Raw genomic sequence first — 16287 nt, 5'->3', positions numbered from 1 at the left:
AATGCCCAACTGGTTGATCAGCATCCGCGACACGCTCGCGTTACGGGAATTTCTGCTCACAATCTCGCGAAAGCGGACCTGTTTTCTGCCCCTGCCCCCTCGTCGCCACAATTTCTGGTTGTCTCGTGCCGCCGCAGCACATCAGGTGCATCGGCAGCACTGCAGGGGGGATCACGGCATGTATTCCCGGTCTGGAACAAGCATCCAGCCGCCCCCGCAAAATGAAAAGGGGGCAAGATCTTGGCTACTCTGACCGTTGGCGCAGGCCAACAATACAGCACGATTGCCGCAGCGATTGGGGCATCCCGCGATGGTGACACCATCGCTGTCCAGGCCGGCACCTATTACAACGACTTCGCGACCATCAAGACCGCGATCACCATCGTGGGTGTGGGCGGCATGGCGAACCTCGTCGCCACCGTGCCGCCGCCCAATGGCAAGGGCATCCTCGTCACGCAGAACGACGTGACGGTGCAGAACCTCAGCTTCTCGGGGACCAAGGTGCCGGACATGAACGGCACCGGCATCCGCCATGAGGCCGGCGACCTCACGGTCCTGTCGTCCTACTTCCACGACAACCAGAACGGCCTGCTGATCGGCAGCATCCCCGGCGCGACCGTCACGATCAAGGACTCCGAATTCGCCTTCAACGGCGCCGGCGACGGCTATTCCCACAACATCTACGTCGGGAACGTCGCGAAGCTCATCATCGACAACAGCTACTTCCACGACGCCAATGTCGGCCATGAGATCAAGAGCCGCGCGAGCGAGACGATCATCACGAACTCGCGGATCTACGACAACTCCAGCACGGCGAGCTACAGCATCGACCTGCCGAATGGCGGTGTCGGCATCATCACGGGCAACGTCATCCAGCAGGGCGCGAATTCCGACAACCCAGCGATCGTCCACTTCGGCGGCGAGAGCGCGCCCTACGCCGGTTCGAGCCTGCTGATCTCCGACAACGTCGTCCTCAACAACATGTCGGGCACGAGCCCGAAGCTGCTGGTCAACGCGACCGGCATCGCCGCGACCATCTCCGGCAACGACGTCTACGGGCTCACCTCGGGCCAGATCAGCTCGGGTGCGGCGAACGTCTCCGGGACCACCTACCTCTCGAGCGGGTCGGCCCTCGACTATTCCTCGCCCTGGCAGGCCGTCACGCCCACGCCCACGCCCCCCCCCGCCCTGCCGTCGCTCACCGTGACGCTCGGCGACACCACCCCGACCCAGGGCGAGGCCCTCGGCGCTTCGGTGGCCGCTTCCACGTCGACCACCGGCGTCACCAATTCCTATCAGTGGCAGTCGCTCGAATCCGGCACCTGGAAGAACATCACGGGCGCCACCTCGCTCTCCTTCACGCCGGGCGCGGGCGAGGTCGGGGAGCAACTCCGCCTCAGCGTCACCGCCTCGAACGGCTCGTCGAGCAGCGTTTCGGTCTCGAGCGCCAGCGAGGTCACCGGCCGTCTCTTCATCGGCGGTGACGTCATGAACGATGCGCCGACGCTGACCGCGGGCGCGGACCTGGCGCGGGGCAACGGCGGCAGCGATCTCCTCGTCGGGCTCGCGGGCAACGACACGCTCGAGGGCGGCGCCGGGAATGACACGCTGGACGGCGGGACCGGCAACGATCGGATGATCGGTGGCGCCGACAACGACCACTACGTCGTGAACTCGACCGGCGACGTGGTGGTCGAAGGCAACGGGGGCGGCCGCGACAAGGTCGAGACCAGCCTCTCGACCTACACCCTGACCACGAACGTGGAGGATGTCGTCGCCACCGCCAAGGGCGGCGCCCTCCTCAACGGCAATGCCCTCGGCAACGGCATGCAGGGCGGCGACGGCGCGGACTCGCTCTACGGGTACCAAGGCAACGACACGCTCGACGGCGGCTCGGGCAACGACCTGCTGGTGGGTGGCAAGGGCAACGACTTCTACGTCGTCGACAGCAGCGGGGACACCGTCGTCGAGGCCTCCGGCGCCGGGATCGACACGGTCTCCGCGACGGGCGGCACCAGCTACACGCTCTCGGCGAATGTCGAGGTGCTGCGGCTTGATGGGGCCGGCCTCGTCACCGGCGCCGGCAATGCGCTCGCCAATACCATCATCGGCAATGCAGGCGACAATGTGCTCTGGGGCATGGCCGGCAACGACACGCTCAGCGGCGGCGACGGCAACGACGTGCTGATCGGCGGCGTGGGGCGGGACGTCCTGATCGGCGGCAACGGCGGGGACCACTTCCGCTTCCTCGATGCCTCCCAAAGCACCACGAAGGCGCCCGACCAGATCGTCGACTTCGTGGCCGGGCAGGACCGGATCGACCTGCGGCAGATCGATGCCAACCTGTCGCAGGCCGGCGACGACGCCTTCGCCTATGTCACCAGCTTCGGGAAGCAGGCCGGCGAGGTGATGGTCGCCTCGCTGGGCGGCGATTCCTACCAGGTGCGCGGCGACATCAACGGCGACGGCGCGGCGGACTTCGCCATCAACGTCACCAGCGCGACCGGACCCACGGCGGACTGGTTCCTGCTCTAAGGTCAGGCCAGCGCAGAGCCCGATCAGGTGGAAGCACCTGATCGGGTGAGGATGCTCACAAGAGCAGAGACCTGGAGCGGTGCCCGTCAGCCGGATCGGGCGGAAACCGCTCCAGGGGCTGCCCTCCCGCGCCTCGAGCAGGCGCGGGAGGGCAGCGGCAAGCAAGGTCCGCCAGCATGGCGCGGCCCCTTCCCGACGACCGAACACACGCTCGATCCGGTGGTGCTGGCGGCAGAGCACAGGGGCGCGGCGGACAGGCAGTTTCCGACTGCGCGTTGAAGGGGTGCAAGCGGCGGTCGGCGATCGGTTCGCCCATACGTGGCAGGCGGAACCGCATCAGCGCGGCGCCACCTTGGTCGTTGCCTCAGCCACCAATTGGCGGCACCCCCTTGGCCCCCCGCGCCGCAGGCGGCGTGGAGTTCGGATCTCACCCGCGCGCCCTTCATCCTGCCCTTCCACCCAGCCCTGCTGTCGTCACGCGGAAGCGCAGAGGGCACATGCGGACGGATGCGCAACGCTCGGCGGCGCCCCATCCGGTTGCCGAGCGGCCCCGCCAGACTCTCCAATGGTTGCAGCAGCCACGTCACGCTCAGCCAATACTCACCATACGCCCCTCGGATACCGCTATTATGTTTCTTGGACTCTTTCTTTTATTTTAATGTTGCTACCGCGGCTTGAATGACGGATGCTCCCGTCATGCCGCTCACCAATGTTCAATTAGGTGCAGGCGTCGTTGTCACGCACCCGGATCTCGTTAATTTGTACGGCTGCTCGGTGGGCGCCGGGACGAAGATCGGACCGTTCGTCGAGATCCAGAAGAATAGTACCGTTGGCGCCCAATGTAAGATCTCGTCGCACTCCTTCATCTGCGAGGGCGTAACGATTGAAGACGAAGTCTTCATCGGCCACGGTGTGATCTTCACGAACGAGCTATTCCCGCGCGCCACCACCGCGACCGGCGCCATGAAGACCGAGGCCGACTGGACGGTGGTACCGACCCTGGTCCGCCGGGGCGCCTCCATCGGCTCGAACGCCACCATCATCGCCGGCGTGGTCGTCGGCCGCGGTGCCCTGGTCGGCGCCGGGGCGGTCGTCACGCGCGACGTCCCGGACCACGCCATCGTCGCCGGCGTTCCCGCGAGAGTGGTCGGCGACGTCCGCGACCGCGCGCCGGAGGCGGTCGCCGCAACGGCAAGCGAGGCCTCATGATCGGCATCGGTGTCATCGGCTACGGCTACTGGGGCCCCAACCTGGCGCGTTGCGTCGCCGAGACCGAGGGCTGCCGACTCACCGGCATCGCGGACGCCTCCGCGCCCGCCCTCGCCCGCGCGGCCAAGCGCCACCCCGGCGCCACCCTGCACCAGGATTGGTCCAGCCTGGTCGCCGACCCCGCGACGGATGCGATCCTGATCGCGACGCCGGTCGGCACCCATCACGAACTCGCCCTCGCCGCCCTTTGCGCGGGGAAGCACGTGATCGTCGAGAAGCCGATCACCGCCTCCTCGGAGGATGCGCACCGGTTGATCGAGGAGGCCGCGCGCCGCAGCCGCGTCCTGATGGTGGACCACACCTTCGTCTACACGAGCGCGGTGCAGAAGATCGGGGAGATCATCGCGCGCGGCGAACTCGGCGAGGTCTTCTACTACGACAGCACGCGGGTGAATCTCGGATTGTTCCAGCACGACGTGAACGTGATCTGGGACCTCGCGGTGCACGACCTGTCGGTGCTCGACTTCCTGCTCAAGGAACAGCCCCTCGCCGTATCGGCGAGCGGCGCGGGCCACATCCGCGGGCGCACGGAGAACATGGCGCATCTCAGCCTGTTCTATCCCTCGGGCACGGTCGCCTATCTCAACGTCAACTGGCTCGCGCCCGTGAAGGTGCGCCAGACGCTGATCGGCGGCAGCAAGAAGATGATCGTCTGGAACGATCTCGAGCCCAGCGAGAAGGTGAAGATCTACGACCGCGGCGTGACGCTGGGGGACGGACCGGAAACGGTTGCGGCGCGCATCTCCTACCGCAGTGGCGACATGTGGGCTCCGCAGCTCTCGGTGAAGGAAGCCCTGCTCACCGAAATCGAGCATTTCGTCGATTGCATCGCGACCGGGCGCGAGCCCGTCACCTCCGGTGCGAGCGGCCTGCGTGTCGTCGAGACGCTCGAGGCAGCCACCGCCTCGCTGCGCCAGCGCGGTCACCCTGTGGAGATCGGACAGATGAGGAAAGTGTCGTGATCCCGCTGCTCGACCTCAAGGCGCAATACGCCGGCATCAAGGCGGAGCTCGACGCGGCGGTCCTCGAGACGCTGGCGAGTTGCGCCTACGTCTCCGGCCCGCGGGTCGACGCCTTCGAGGCCGACTTCGCCGCCTTCTGCGGCGCGCGGGAGGCGATCGCGCTGAACTCCGGTACCTCCGCACTCCATCTCGCCTTGCTGGCGCTGGGCATCGGGCCGGGGGACGAGGTGATCGCACCGGCGATGACCTTCGTCGCCACGGTCGCCGCCATTCGCTATGCGGGCGCGACGCCCGTCCTGGCGGATGTCGATCCCGAAACCTGGAACCTCGACCCCGCGGCGTTCGAGCGCGCAATCACCGCGCGCACCCGCGCGGTCATCCCCGTGCACCTGCATGGCAGAATGGCGGAGATGGATGCGATCACCCGGATCGCCCGCCGCCATGGCCTTGCGGTGATCGAAGACGCGGCGCAGGCCCACGGCGCGCGAATGCGCAACCGGTCGGCAGGCACCATCGGTGACATCGGCTGCTTCAGCTTCTACCCGGGAAAGAACCTCGGGGCGTGCGGCGAAGGCGGCGGTGTCGTGACCGACCGGCAGGACCTCGCCGCGACCATCCGCCAGTTGCGCGACTGGGGGCAGGAAGGCCGCTACAACCATGTCCGCCATGGCTTCAACTACCGCATGGACGGCATCCAGGGCGCGATCCTCGCGGTCAAGCTGAAGCACCTGCCGGAATGGACGCGCCGCCGGCGCGAGGTCGCCGCGCTCTACGACGACCTCCTCGCCGGCTCGCCGATCGGCACGCCGGCGAAGCCGAAGGAACTCGAACACGTCTATCACGTCTATGCCATCCGCCATCCTGAGCGCGACCGCCTGGCGCATGGCCTGGCCGAGGCCGGGATCGCCACCGGCCTGCATTATCCGCGCCCGGTCCATCTCCAGCCCGCCTATGCCGAGCTCGGCCGCGGTCCGGGCAGCTTCCCCGTCTCGGAACGGCTGGCCGAGGAATTCCTTTCCCTGCCGATCTTCCCCGAACTCACCCCGGCACAGCAGCGCCAGATCTGCGACACGCTGCTGCGCCTCGCATCCGAAGGCGCGGTAAAGAGCCATGCAGCCTGACGACAGAAGGCCGCTCGGCCTCGCGGGATCCACCTGCCTGGTCACCGGCGGTGCGGGCTTCGTCGGCTCGCATATCGTGGACCTGCTGCTCGCCGAGGGCTGCGCCGAGATCCGCGTCATCGACAACATGGTGCGCGGACGGCGGGACAACCTCGCCCGCGCGCTGGCGAGCAACCGCGTCCGGCTCGTCGAGGGCGACATCCGCGACGACGCGGTGATGGCGGATCTCGTGCGCGGGGCCGATGTGGTGTTCCACCAGGCCGCCCTGCGCATCACGCAATGCGCGCAGGAACCGCGGCAGGCCTTCGAGGTGATGGTCGCCGCCACCTACGACCTGGTGGAACGCTGCCTTGCCGCGCAGGTGCGCAAGATGGTGGTGGCCTCGACCGCCTCGGTCTACGGCATGGCCGAGGTCTTCCCGACGCCGGAGAGCCAGCACCCCTACGGCAACCGCACCCTCTACGGCGCCGCCAAGTCCTTCGCCGAGGGCCTGCTGCGATCCTTCAACGACATGCACGGCCTGGACTATGTCGCCCTGCGCTACTTCAACGTCTACGGCCCGCGCATGGACATCCACGGGCGCTACACCGAAGTCCTGGTGCGCTGGATGGAACGCGTCGCCGCCGGCCTGCCGCCCGTCATCTTCGGCGATGGGCTGCAGACCATGGACATGATCCATGTGCGCGACGTCGCGCGCGCCAACATCCTCTCCGCCGTCTCGCCCGCCTCGGATGTGGTGCTGAACGTCGGCAGCGGGACGGAGACCTCGCTGCTCGACCTCGCCTGCCTGCTCGCGCGGGTCATGGGGCGGCCGGAGCTGGTGCCACTTCACCAGGAGGCGCGGGCCGTGAACCCGGTGCCGCGCCGACTGGCGGATGTTTCCGCCGCGAGCCGGCTGATCGGCTTCGACGCCGGCGTGCCGCTCGAGGAGGGCATCGCCGAACTCGTCGGCTGGTGGCGCGAGCAGAGCATGACGGCGGGAGCAGCCTGATGATTCCCATCACCAAGCCGCTGATCGGACCGGAGGAAGCGGAAGCCGCCGCGGAGGTCATCCGCTCAGGCTGGCTGACCCAGGGCCCGCGCGTCGCCCGCTTCGAGGCCGATTTCGCGGCGCTGACGGGCAGCCCCCACGCCTGCGCCGTCTCCAACTGCACGGTGGCGCTGCACCTGGCGCTGCTTGGCGTCGGCGTCCGGCCGGGCGACGAGGTGATCACCGTCAGCCACACCTTCATCGCCTGCGCCAACGCCATCCGATACTGCGGCGCCGAGCCCGTCTTCATCGACATCGAGCCGATCGGCTACACGATGGACCCGGCGCTCATCGCCGCCGCGGTCACGCCGCGCACGACCGCCATCCTCTGCGTGCACCAGATCGGCATGCCCTGCGACATGGATGCCATCATGGCGGTGGCCCGCGAGCACGACCTGCCCGTGGTCGAGGATGCCGCCTGCGCCCTGGGGTCCGAGATGCTCCACGACGGCCAGTGGCAGCCTGTCGGCGTGCCCGCGGGCGATGTCGCCTGCTTCTCCCTCCATCCACGCAAGGTCGTCACCGTCGGCGACGGCGGGGTGCTCACCACGCGGAACCCGGAGCTCGATGCGCGCTTCCGCCTGCTGCGCCAGCACGGCATGTCGATCCCCGACACGGTGCGACACGGCAGCCCGCAGGTCATCTTCGAAAGCTACGACGTCGAAGGCTTCAACTATCGGCTGACCGACATCCAAGCCGCCGTCGGCATCGAGCAGCTCCGCCGGCTGCCGGAGATCGTCCGCGCGCGGCGGTCGCTCGCGGCGGGATACCGCGAGCGGCTCGAGCACCAGCTGCCCAGGGTGGCCCCGCCGATCGAGCCCAACCGCGCGCGGACCAACTGGCAGAGCTACGCCGTGCGGCTGCCCGACGGCGCCGACCAGCGGGACGTGATGCAGCACATGCTGGACCGCGGCGTGGCGACGCGCCGCGGGATCATGTGCATCCACCGCGAGCGCCCCTATGCCGGGGCGCGGCGCTTCCCCCTGCCCGCTTCCGAGGCCGCGCAGGACCGCACCATCCTCCTGCCGCTCTTTCCCGGCATGACCGAGGCGATGCAGGACGAGGTCGTCGGCGCGCTGTCGGGCGCGCTCCGGCACTGATGGCGACGTGCACTCTCGCGGGGTCGGCGCGGCGCATCGTCATCATCGGCGCGTCCGGCAATGCGCACGACATCCTCGACATCCTCGACGCGGTGAACATGCTCGAGTGCCGGTGGAAGGTCGCCGGCTTCCTCGACGATGCACGGCCCGCGGGGGCCGGCCATTTCGGCGCGACGATCCTCGGCCGCCTCGAGGAGGGGGCGTCGCTCGCCGATGTTTCGGGCCCCCTCTCCGATACCGTGTTCGTCAACGCGATCGCGAGCGAACGGACGCACAGGCAGAAGATCGGGATCATCGCCCGCACCGGCCTGCCGACCCTGCGCTTCGCGACCCTCGTCCATCCCTTCGCCTCGGTCTCGCCGCGCGCCGCGCTGGGCCGCGATGTCTGCATCGGGCCCCACTGCGCCATCGCCGGCGCGGTGCGCGTGGAGGACCATGTCTGGATCGGAGCGCACTGCCTGGTCGGGCATGACTGCGAGATCGCGGCCGGAGCGACGCTTGCCGCCGGCGCCAACCTGGCCGGTGGCGTGCGCGTGGGTGCCGGCGCCTATGTCGGGACGGGCGCCTGCATACGGCCAGGCTGCACCATCGGCGCTGGCGCTCTCGTCGGCATGGGTGCGGTCGTCCTCAAGGACGTTCCGCCGGGCGCCACCGTGGTCGGGAATCCGGCCTACATCCTTCGCAGCGCACCGAACCCCTGATCGGCGGCGCGGATACGCCCGCTACCCACCGAGGCGACGAAGCCGCATGGCGCCGGCCAGGGGCGGATGGCGCAGTGGCGAGGCATCGGCGCGAAACTGCTCGGCAAGCGGCGCAGCCATCTGCCGGCCGGCGAATGGAAGGCCTTGCCGGGGCCGCAGGGTCCTTGCGCCGCGGCCGGGCCAAGGCCCCGCCGCGCCGCCGGCAACGCCCCCGCCCTACTGCCGCAACCGGCGCGGCTACTGCCGCGGCCGGCGCGGCGGGCCTTTCACCGGCTGCATGGGCTCGACGCGGATGTGCGCGTCCTCGCCCTCGGCCCGGCGCGCCGCGGCGGCGAAGCGGGCGGCCGCATAGGGCGCGACCTCGAACTGCGTCTCCCGTCCCAGGATGCGGATGCGGCCGATCTCCTGCCGCGTGACGTGGCCGCGGCGGCACAGGAACGGCAGCAGCCAGCGCGGATCGGCATTGCCGTTGCGACCGACATCCATGCGGAACCAGATGCCTTCCTGGTCGCCTTCCGCGCGCGGGGTCGGGGCCTCGCGCCGCTGCGGGCGCTCGGAGACGTCCGAGAGTTCCTCCGGCGCCGGCAACGGGGCGCGCAGCACGCGCACCAGCGCGGCAGCGAGACCCTCCGCGCCCTGCGCCGCCAGGGCGGGATCGGCCAGCAGCGTGCGGGCGACGGCGAGATCCTCCTCGGCCGGTTCCTCGGCGGCAAGCGTGCGGGCCTGTTCGACTAGGCGTTCGGCGTCCTTGGCGTGGATCGCCTCGACCGAGGGCGCGGGGCCCCAGGTCGCCTTCACCCGCGCGGCGGTCAGCAGGCGCTGGCCCAGGCCGCGCCGGGTATGCGGCACCAGCAGAACGCTCACGCCCTTGCGGCCGGCGCGCCCGGTGCGGCCGCTGCGATGGAGCAGCGTCTCCGGGTCCCGTGGCAGTTCCGCGTGAATGACGAGGCCGAGATCCGGCAGGTCGATGCCCCGCGCCGCGACGTCGGTCGCGACGCAGACCCGGGCGCGGCCGTCGCGCAGGTTCTGGAGCGCGCGGTTGCGCTCGGACTGGGAGAGTTCGCCCGACAGCGCCACGGTCGAGAATCCGCGCTCCGCGAGGTTTCCGTGCAGCCGCGCCACCGTCGCGCGCGTCGCGCAGAACACCATGGCGATGCGCGGGTCCTCGAGCCGCAGCACGTTGACCACCGCGCGCTCGAGCTCATGCGGTGCGACGAGGGCGGCGCGGTATTCGATGTCGCCGTGCTGCTCGCCCTGGCTGGTCGCCTCGATGCGCAGCGCATCGCGCTGGTAGCCCTTGGCCAGCGCTGCGATGCCGCGCGGCACGGTGGCGGAGAACATCATCGTGCGGCGCTCGGCCGGGGTTTCCTCGAGGATCGCCTCGAGTTCCTCCTTGAAGCCGAGGTCGAGCATCTCGTCGGCCTCGTCCAGCACCACGGCGCGCAGCGAGCCCGGGGCAAGATTGCCGCGTTCGAGATGGTCCCTGAGCCGCCCCGGCGTGCCGACGACGAGATGCGCGCCCTGGGCGAGCATCCGGCGCTCGGCCACCGGGTCCATGCCGCCGACGCAGGAGACGATGCGCCCCCCGGCAGGAGCGTAGAGCCAAGTGAGTTCCGCCTTCACCTGCAGCGCGAGTTCCCGCGTCGGCGCGACGATCAGCGCCAGGGGCGCGCCGGCCGGCGGCAGGCGGGGCGCGTCGCCCAGCAGGTCCGCCGCCAGGGCAAGGCCATAGGCGACGGTCTTGCCCGAGCCGGTCTGGGCGGAGACGAGCAGGTCACGGCCCGCCGCCTCCGGCTGCAGCACGGCTGCCTGGACGGGGGTGGGCTCGGCATAGCCACGGCCTTCGAGCGCGGTGCGCAGCGGGGCGGGCAGGTCGGCGAAGGACATCTGGGGAATGAATCCGAAGGAAGGCGGCGCGGCGACGGGGCTCGGGGTCATGAGCATCGGCATTGGCGCCTGAAATGACCGGACCGGGAACGCCGGCCGCACCACTGTGCCGGCCTTGTGCCACTTTCCGATCCGGGATCGCCGTCCGGTCCGTTCCAGTTCCCGTTCGACCGGACCCCCAAGAGACCCAAGCCATTGAGAAACATGGTGCTGTTGGAGAGGATTGAACTCTCGACCTCTCCCTTACCAAGGGAGTGCTCTACCACTGAGCTACAACAGCGCCTGGCCCGCGGGCGGCGCACTCTCTAGGCGGATGGCGGCTCGGGCGCAACCCCGTCGCGCATGCCGCCCGCGCATGGCCACGCCCCTTGCCGCGAAACTCCCGCCCCGCCACTTTTTCCGCGCCATGGCCCACCGCCCCGATCAGCCCCGCCAGCCGCCGCCTCCCTCGCCCGATCGCGCCGCCCGCCTGGCCGCCGCGCTGCGGGAGAACCTGAAGCGCCGCAAGGCCCAGGCCCGCGCGCGGGACGCCGCCGCGGACCAGCCCGCCGACGCCCCCAAGGTTGCCCCGCCCAAGCCCATGGGCTAATCGGGCCGCCCCGGGCCTTCGGGGGCCGCGTCGCGTCGCGCCCCCGCCCGCCCGTCCTTAACGCAGGCCAGGCGACACCCATGCCCATCATGCCCGACACCTGGATCCGCCGCATGGCGGCCGAGCACGGCATGATCGAGCCCTTCGTCGAGGCCCAGCGGCGGGAGGGCGTGATCTCCTTCGGCCTGTCCTCCTACGGCTACGACGCGCGCGCGGCGGACGAGTTCAAGATCTTCACCAACGTGGACAACGCGGTGGTGGACCCCAAGGCTTTCAGCGAGGACGGATTCGTCACCCGCAAGGGCCCCGTCTGCATCATCCCGCCCAATTCCTTCGTGCTGACCCATACGGTGGAATATTTCCGCATCCCGCGGGACGTGCTGGTGATCTGCCTCGGCAAATCGACCTACGCCCGCTGCGGCCTGATCGTGAACGTCACGCCGCTGGAACCGGAATGGGAAGGCCAGGTGACGATCGAGATCAGCAACACCACCCCCCTCCCCGCCAAGGTCTATGCGAACGAGGGGGTCTGCCAGTTCCTCTTCCTGAAGGGGGAAAGCGCGCCCGAGGTCAGCTACGCCGACCGCAAGGGCAAATACATGGGCCAGCGCGGCGTCGCGCTGCCGCGGCTCTGACAAGGTAGAGGACCGGCATGGATCGCATCCGCATCCGCGGCGGCAAGGCGCTGTCCGGCACAATCCAGATCTCGGGGGCGAAGAACGCCGCGCTGCCGCTGATGGCGACCGCGCTGCTCTCGGACGGGCCGCTGACGCTGACCAACGCGCCCGACCTCGCCGACGTCGGCACCATGGCCGGGCTGCTCGCCCAGCACGGGCTGGCCGTCGCGCACGACAAGCAGGCGCGCACCATCACCATGTCGGGCGCGGCGACGAATCTCGAGGCGCCCTACGACCTGGTGCGCAAGATGCGCGCCTCGGTGCTCGTGCTCGGCCCGCTGCTGGCGCGCTACGGGCAGGCCCGCGTCTCGCTGCCCGGCGGCTGCGCCATCGGCACGCGGCCGGTGGACCTGCATCTCAAGGCGTTCGAGCAGATGGGCGCCGAGATCGAGATCGAAGCCGGCTACATCGCCGCCCGCGCGCCCGGGGGGCTCAAGGGCGCGCGCATCATCTTCCCGCAGGTCTCGGTGGGGGCGACCGAGAACATCCTGATGGCCGCCGCCCTGGCCAAGGGCACCTCCGAGATCGTCAACGCCGCGCGCGAGCCGGAAATCACCGACCTCGCCGCCTGCCTGATGCGCATGGGCGCGCGGATCGAGGGTCTCGGCACCGACCGGCTGCTGGTGGAAGGCGTGCCGAGCCTCGGCGCCGCCACCCATCCGATCATCCCGGACCGCATCGAAGCCGGCACCTATGCCTGCGCGGCGGCGATCACCGGCGGGTCGGTGCTGCTGGGCGGCGCGCGGCTCGATCATCTCGGGGCCGTGGTCCGCATCCTGCGCGAGGCCGGGGTGGACGTGGCCGAGGCCGATGGCGGGCTGAAGGTCTCGCGGCTGAACGGCCTGCGCGGCACGGATGTGGTAACCGAACCCTTCCCCGGCTTCGCCACCGACATGCAGGCGCAGTTCATGGCGCTGATGTGCGTGGCCGAGGGCGCCGCGATGATCACCGAGACGATCTTCGAGAACCGCTTCATGCATGTGCCCGAGCTGGCGCGCATGGGCGCGCGCATCAACTACCACGGTGCCTCGGCCATCGTGCGCGGCGTGCCGCGGCTCGCCGGCGCGCCGGTCATGGCAACCGACCTGCGCGCCTCCGTCTCCCTCATCCTCGCCGGCCTCGCCGCCGAGGGCGAAACCATCGTCAACCGCGTCTATCACCTCGACCGCGGCTATGAGCGGGTGGAGGCGAAGCTCGCCGCCGTCGGCGCCGACATCGAACGGCTGCCGGGCTGAAACGAAATTGCGATGACATCGACTCCGGCGACCCTGGTGTAGCCTCCCCCATGGACCATCCGATCCCCACCCCGCTGTCCCCCGCGACCCCCGAGGATGCCGGCCCGATCGTGCTGGCCCTGCCGAAGGGGCGCATCCTGTCGGAACTGGCGCCTGTCCTGGCCCGCGCCGGCATCCACCCGGCCGCCGACTACGCCGACGAAAGCAGCCGGCGGCTGCGCTTCCCCACCGAGGATCCGGCGCTCGACGTCATCCGCGTGCGGTCCTTCGACGTGGCGACCTTCGTGGCGCATGGCGCGGCGCAGATCGGCGTCTGCGGCGCCGACGTGCTGATGGAATTCGACTACCCGGAGATCTACGCGCCGCTCGACCTCGGCATCGGGCGCTGCCGCGTGTCGGTGGCGGAACCCGTCGCGGCGCAGGCGGACGATCCCTCCCGCTGGTCGCGCGTTACCGTGGCGACGAAATACCCCAGCATCGCCCAGCGCCACTACGCCGCGCGCGGCGTGCAGGCGGAGATCGTGCACCTGAATGGGGCGATGGAACTCGCGCCGTCCATGGGGCTGTCGAAGCTGATCGTGGACCTGGTGCAGACAGGATCGACGCTGAAGGCCAACGGCCTGCGCGAGACGGAGGTGATCGCCAATGTCACCTCGCGCCTCATCGTCAACCGCACGGCGCTGAAGACGCGGCCGGAGGCGATCGGGGCATGGATCGCGCGATTCCGCGCCGCGCTGGCGGAACGGGACGCGCGGTGACGCTGAAGAGAAGGTCGGGGGAGGAGAACCTCCCCCGAGCCCCCTCCCTTCTTTGTCTTCTTGGCGCCGGCCGCCACTGTCAGTCCCCAAGTATCCAAGAAAGGAGGGGGGATCGGGGGGAGTTCTCTCCCCCCGACCTTCATGCACCATGAAACGCCTGGACACCGCCTCCCCTGACTTCCCCGCTGCCTTCGCCGCCCTGCTGGACGAGGCCCGCGACACCACCGCCCGCGTGGACAGCGTGGTTGCCGGGATCATCTCGGACGTCCGCGCCCGGGGCGATGCGGCGCTGATCGACCTGACGGCGCGCTTCGACGGCTGGACGCCCGCGAACGCGGCCGCGCTGCGCGTGACGCCGGAGGAAATCGAAGCCGCCGACGCCCGCATCGACGCCGAACGCCGCGCCGCCCTGAACCTCGCCGCCGAGCGCATCGAGGCCTTCCACCGCGCGCAACTGCCGCACGACCTGGAGATGAAGGATTCCGCCGGCCTCACGCTCGGCATGCGCTGGGGCGCGATCGACGCGGTCGGCATCTACGTTCCGGGCGGCAAGGCGGCCTATCCGTCATCCGTGCTGATGAACGCCATCCCGGCGCGCGCGGCGGGCGTGCCGCGCATCGCCATGTGCGTGCCGACGCCCGAGGGGGAACTCAACCCGCTGGTCCTCGCCGCCGCGAAGCGCGCGGGGGTGACGGAGATCTTCCGCATCGGCGGCGCGCAGGCGATCGCGGCCATGGCCTGGGGCACCGCCTCGATCGCTCCGGTGGATCGCATTTGCGGGCCGGGCAATGCCTATGTGGCGGAGGCCAAGCGCCAGGTCTTCGGCCGCGTCGGCATCGATTCCATCGCCGGCCCGTCCGAGGTCGTGGTCATCGCCGATGCCGACAACGACCCGCGGCACGTCGCGGTGGACCTGCTCGCCCAGGCCGAGCACGACGAGAGCGCGCAATCCATCCTCATCGCCCGCGATGCCGCCTTCGCCGATGCGGTGGCGACGGCGGTGGAGGAGGAACTGAAGCACCTCCCGCGCGCCGCCATCGCCGGCGAATCCTGGCGCCGCCACGGCGCCGTCATCCTGGTGCGGAGCCTGGATGAGGCGGCGGACCTCACCAACCGCCTGGCGCCCGAGCACCTGCAACTGATGGTCGCCGAACCGCGCGCCCTGCTCGCGCGCGTGCGCCATGCCGGCGCGGCCTTCCTCGGCCGTTACTGCCCGGAGGCGGTGGGCGACTACGTGGCCGGGCCGAACCACGTGCTGCCCACGGGGCGCACGGCGCGCTTCGCATCCGGCCTTTCGGTCTATGACTTCCTCAAGCGCACCACCTGGGTGGAGGCGGACGAGGCAGCCCTCGCGGTGGTCGGCCCCGCCGCGGTAGCGCTGGGCGAGGCCGAGGGCCTGACCGCCCATGCGCGCAGCGTGGCGCTGCGTCTCGGCGGCTGAGGTTTTCGCCGCGCTTGACCCGACACGGCCGGAGGACCATCTTCCGGCCGCTTTTCAGCGGCGCGCCCTCGCGCCGCGTTTGAACGCGCCCCTCTGGCGCCCATGCATGAGGCCCGATGTCTAAGGAAGACATGATCGAGTTCAGCGGCCAGGTCGTTGAACTCCTCCCGAACGCCATGTTCCGCGTGAAGCTGGACAACGACCACATCGTCCTGGCCCACACCAGCGGCAAGATGCGCAAGAATCGCATCCGCGTGCTGGCCGGGGATCGCGTGAACGTCGAGATGACGCCCTACGACCTCACCAAGGGCCGCATCACCTTCCGCTTCAAGTGACGCGGCCGCGCCGCGGCTTCCGGCGATGACCGGACCGCGCCCGCCCCTGGTGCTGGCCAGCGCCAGCCCGCGGCGCCTGGACCTCCTGGCCCGCATCGGCATCGCGCCCGACCGGGTGGTCCCCACCGACATCGACGAGACGCCCTATGGCGGCGAATTGCCGCGGCCGCACGCCGCGCGCCTCGCGCTGGCCAAGGCCGAGGCCGCCGCTGCGGTCGAGCCGGAGGCGCTGGTGCTCGCCGCCGATACGGTGGTGGCGGTCGGCCGCCGGATCCTGCCCAAGGCGGAGACCGAGGAGCAGGCGCGCGCCTGCCTCGACCTGATCTCCGGCCGCAGGCACCGGGTGATGACGGGCGTGGTGCTCGCCCTGCCCGACGGGCGGCGGCTGAAGCGCCTGGTCGAGACCGCAGTGACCTTCCAGCGCCTGACCGGGCAGCAGGTAGCGGACTACCTCGCCATCGGGGAATGGCGCGGTAAGGCCGGCGGCTACGCCATCCAGGGCCATGCCGAGGCCTTCGTGCGCTTCCTCTCGGGCAGCCATTCCAACGTGGTCGGCCTGCCGCTTTTCGAGACGGCGCAACTGCTGCGCGGCATCGGATGGCTGCGGCCGTAGAACCCCGCGCGCCTCGCGGCGTGGCGACCGAGCC

At 70.1% G+C, this 16287-nt stretch carries 14 protein-coding genes and 1 tRNA gene; 13 read left to right on the top strand and 2 right to left on the bottom strand.

Annotation, left to right across the window (positions count from 1 at the left end; translation table 11 throughout):
- Positions 1 to 240: 240 nt before the first annotated feature.
- The 7 genes from GXW76_RS03080 (at position 241) to GXW76_RS03050 (ending at position 8718) form a co-directional block, all read left to right on the top strand.
- Positions 241 to 2535 carry a calcium-binding protein gene (locus GXW76_RS03080; protein ID WP_211860521.1) on the top strand — a complete coding sequence of 765 codons (2295 nt, stop codon included), beginning with the start codon at positions 241 to 243 and terminating at the stop codon, positions 2533 to 2535.
- A 696-nt stretch (positions 2536 to 3231) separates the two neighbouring features.
- On the top strand, positions 3232 to 3744 hold the full coding sequence (locus tag GXW76_RS25930; protein WP_211860520.1) for an acyltransferase: 513 nt from the start codon (positions 3232 to 3234) through the stop codon (positions 3742 to 3744).
- The gene (locus GXW76_RS03070) at positions 3741 to 4766 is read left to right on the top strand and encodes a Gfo/Idh/MocA family protein (protein ID WP_211860519.1); all 1026 of its coding nucleotides are present in this window, start codon (positions 3741 to 3743) and stop codon (positions 4764 to 4766) included. The genes GXW76_RS25930 and GXW76_RS03070 overlap by 4 nt, the downstream gene beginning before the upstream one ends.
- Positions 4763 to 5887 carry a DegT/DnrJ/EryC1/StrS family aminotransferase gene (locus tag GXW76_RS03065; RefSeq protein WP_211860518.1) on the top strand — a complete coding sequence of 375 codons (1125 nt, stop codon included), beginning with the start codon at positions 4763 to 4765 and terminating at the stop codon, positions 5885 to 5887. The genes GXW76_RS03070 and GXW76_RS03065 overlap by 4 nt, the downstream gene beginning before the upstream one ends.
- A complete protein-coding gene (locus GXW76_RS03060) occupies positions 5877 to 6878 on the top strand; it encodes an NAD-dependent epimerase/dehydratase family protein (RefSeq protein WP_211860517.1) in 1002 nt (333 codons plus the stop codon). Before GXW76_RS03065 ends, GXW76_RS03060 begins: the two co-directional genes overlap by 11 nt.
- Positions 6878 to 8017: a DegT/DnrJ/EryC1/StrS family aminotransferase gene (locus tag GXW76_RS03055; protein WP_211860516.1), complete on the top strand. Its 1140-nt coding sequence runs from the start codon at positions 6878 to 6880 to the stop codon at positions 8015 to 8017. Before GXW76_RS03060 ends, GXW76_RS03055 begins: the two co-directional genes overlap by 1 nt.
- Positions 8017 to 8718 carry a NeuD/PglB/VioB family sugar acetyltransferase gene (locus tag GXW76_RS03050; RefSeq protein WP_211860515.1) on the top strand — a complete coding sequence of 234 codons (702 nt, stop codon included), beginning with the start codon at positions 8017 to 8019 and terminating at the stop codon, positions 8716 to 8718. The genes GXW76_RS03055 and GXW76_RS03050 overlap by 1 nt, the downstream gene beginning before the upstream one ends.
- A 237-nt stretch (positions 8719 to 8955) precedes the next feature.
- Here GXW76_RS03050 and GXW76_RS03045 read toward each other — a convergent pair whose 3' ends face one another.
- Together GXW76_RS03045 and GXW76_RS03040 are read right to left on the bottom strand one after the other, a co-directional pair.
- On the bottom strand, positions 8956 to 10662 hold the full coding sequence (locus tag GXW76_RS03045; protein WP_408904300.1) for a DEAD/DEAH box helicase: 1707 nt from the start codon (positions 10660 to 10662) through the stop codon (positions 8956 to 8958).
- Between the two features lie 148 nt (positions 10663 to 10810).
- A tRNA-Thr gene (locus GXW76_RS03040) sits at positions 10811 to 10885 on the bottom strand.
- 389 nt (positions 10886 to 11274) lie between these two features.
- On the opposite strand from GXW76_RS03040, the gene dcd reads away from it, so the two are divergent.
- From dcd to GXW76_RS03010, 6 genes are all read left to right on the top strand, one after another.
- Positions 11275 to 11829: a dCTP deaminase gene (gene dcd, locus GXW76_RS03035; protein ID WP_211860514.1), complete on the top strand. Its 555-nt coding sequence runs from the start codon at positions 11275 to 11277 to the stop codon at positions 11827 to 11829.
- 17 nt (positions 11830 to 11846) lie between these two features.
- Positions 11847 to 13106, top strand: coding sequence for a UDP-N-acetylglucosamine 1-carboxyvinyltransferase (gene murA, locus GXW76_RS03030; protein WP_211860513.1), 1260 nt, complete (start codon positions 11847 to 11849; stop codon positions 13104 to 13106).
- A gap of 50 nt (positions 13107 to 13156) precedes the next feature.
- On the top strand, positions 13157 to 13864 hold the full coding sequence (hisG, locus tag GXW76_RS03025; RefSeq protein WP_211860512.1) for an ATP phosphoribosyltransferase: 708 nt from the start codon (positions 13157 to 13159) through the stop codon (positions 13862 to 13864).
- Positions 13865 to 14012: 148 nt separating this feature from the next.
- Positions 14013 to 15305 (top strand): histidinol dehydrogenase, encoded by a 1293-nt coding sequence (gene hisD / locus GXW76_RS03020; RefSeq protein WP_211860511.1) that lies wholly within the window; start codon positions 14013 to 14015, stop codon positions 15303 to 15305.
- A gap of 116 nt (positions 15306 to 15421) precedes the next feature.
- The gene (infA, locus tag GXW76_RS03015) at positions 15422 to 15640 is read left to right on the top strand and encodes a translation initiation factor IF-1 (protein WP_137128126.1); all 219 of its coding nucleotides are present in this window, start codon (positions 15422 to 15424) and stop codon (positions 15638 to 15640) included.
- Between the two features lie 25 nt (positions 15641 to 15665).
- A complete protein-coding gene (locus GXW76_RS03010) occupies positions 15666 to 16253 on the top strand; it encodes a Maf family nucleotide pyrophosphatase (RefSeq protein WP_211860510.1) in 588 nt (195 codons plus the stop codon).
- Positions 16254 to 16287 lie beyond the last annotated feature (34 nt).

Source organism: Neoroseomonas soli, assembly GCF_018129065.1.
GTDB classification, from domain to species: domain Bacteria; phylum Pseudomonadota; class Alphaproteobacteria; order Acetobacterales; family Acetobacteraceae; genus Neoroseomonas; species Neoroseomonas soli.
This window is presented reverse-complemented; position numbering and strand designations above follow the sequence as displayed.

Bases quoted from the DNA above. Each gene is read 5' to 3' on its own strand.
- hisG (WP_211860512.1), top strand. From the start codon at position 13,157: ATGGACCATCCGATCCCCACCCCGCTGTCCCCCGCGACCCCCGAGGAT.
- murA (WP_211860513.1), top strand. From the start codon at position 11,847: ATGGATCGCATCCGCATCCGCGGCGGCAAGGCGCTGTCCGGCACAATC.
- GXW76_RS03045 (WP_408904300.1), bottom strand. From the start codon at position 10,662: ATGCTCATGACCCCGAGCCCCGTCGCCGCGCCGCCTTCCTTCGGATTC.
- GXW76_RS03055 (WP_211860516.1), top strand. From the start codon at position 6,878: ATGATTCCCATCACCAAGCCGCTGATCGGACCGGAGGAAGCGGAAGCC.
- GXW76_RS25930 (WP_211860520.1), top strand. From the start codon at position 3,232: ATGCCGCTCACCAATGTTCAATTAGGTGCAGGCGTCGTTGTCACGCAC.
- GXW76_RS03060 (WP_211860517.1), top strand. From the start codon at position 5,877: ATGCAGCCTGACGACAGAAGGCCGCTCGGCCTCGCGGGATCCACCTGC.
- GXW76_RS03050 (WP_211860515.1), top strand. From the start codon at position 8,017: ATGGCGACGTGCACTCTCGCGGGGTCGGCGCGGCGCATCGTCATCATC.
- infA (WP_137128126.1), top strand. From the start codon at position 15,422: ATGTCTAAGGAAGACATGATCGAGTTCAGCGGCCAGGTCGTTGAACTC.
- GXW76_RS03070 (WP_211860519.1), top strand. From the start codon at position 3,741: ATGATCGGCATCGGTGTCATCGGCTACGGCTACTGGGGCCCCAACCTG.
- GXW76_RS03010 (WP_211860510.1), top strand. From the start codon at position 15,666: ATGACCGGACCGCGCCCGCCCCTGGTGCTGGCCAGCGCCAGCCCGCGG.
- dcd (WP_211860514.1), top strand. From the start codon at position 11,275: ATGCCCATCATGCCCGACACCTGGATCCGCCGCATGGCGGCCGAGCAC.
- hisD (WP_211860511.1), top strand. From the start codon at position 14,013: ATGAAACGCCTGGACACCGCCTCCCCTGACTTCCCCGCTGCCTTCGCC.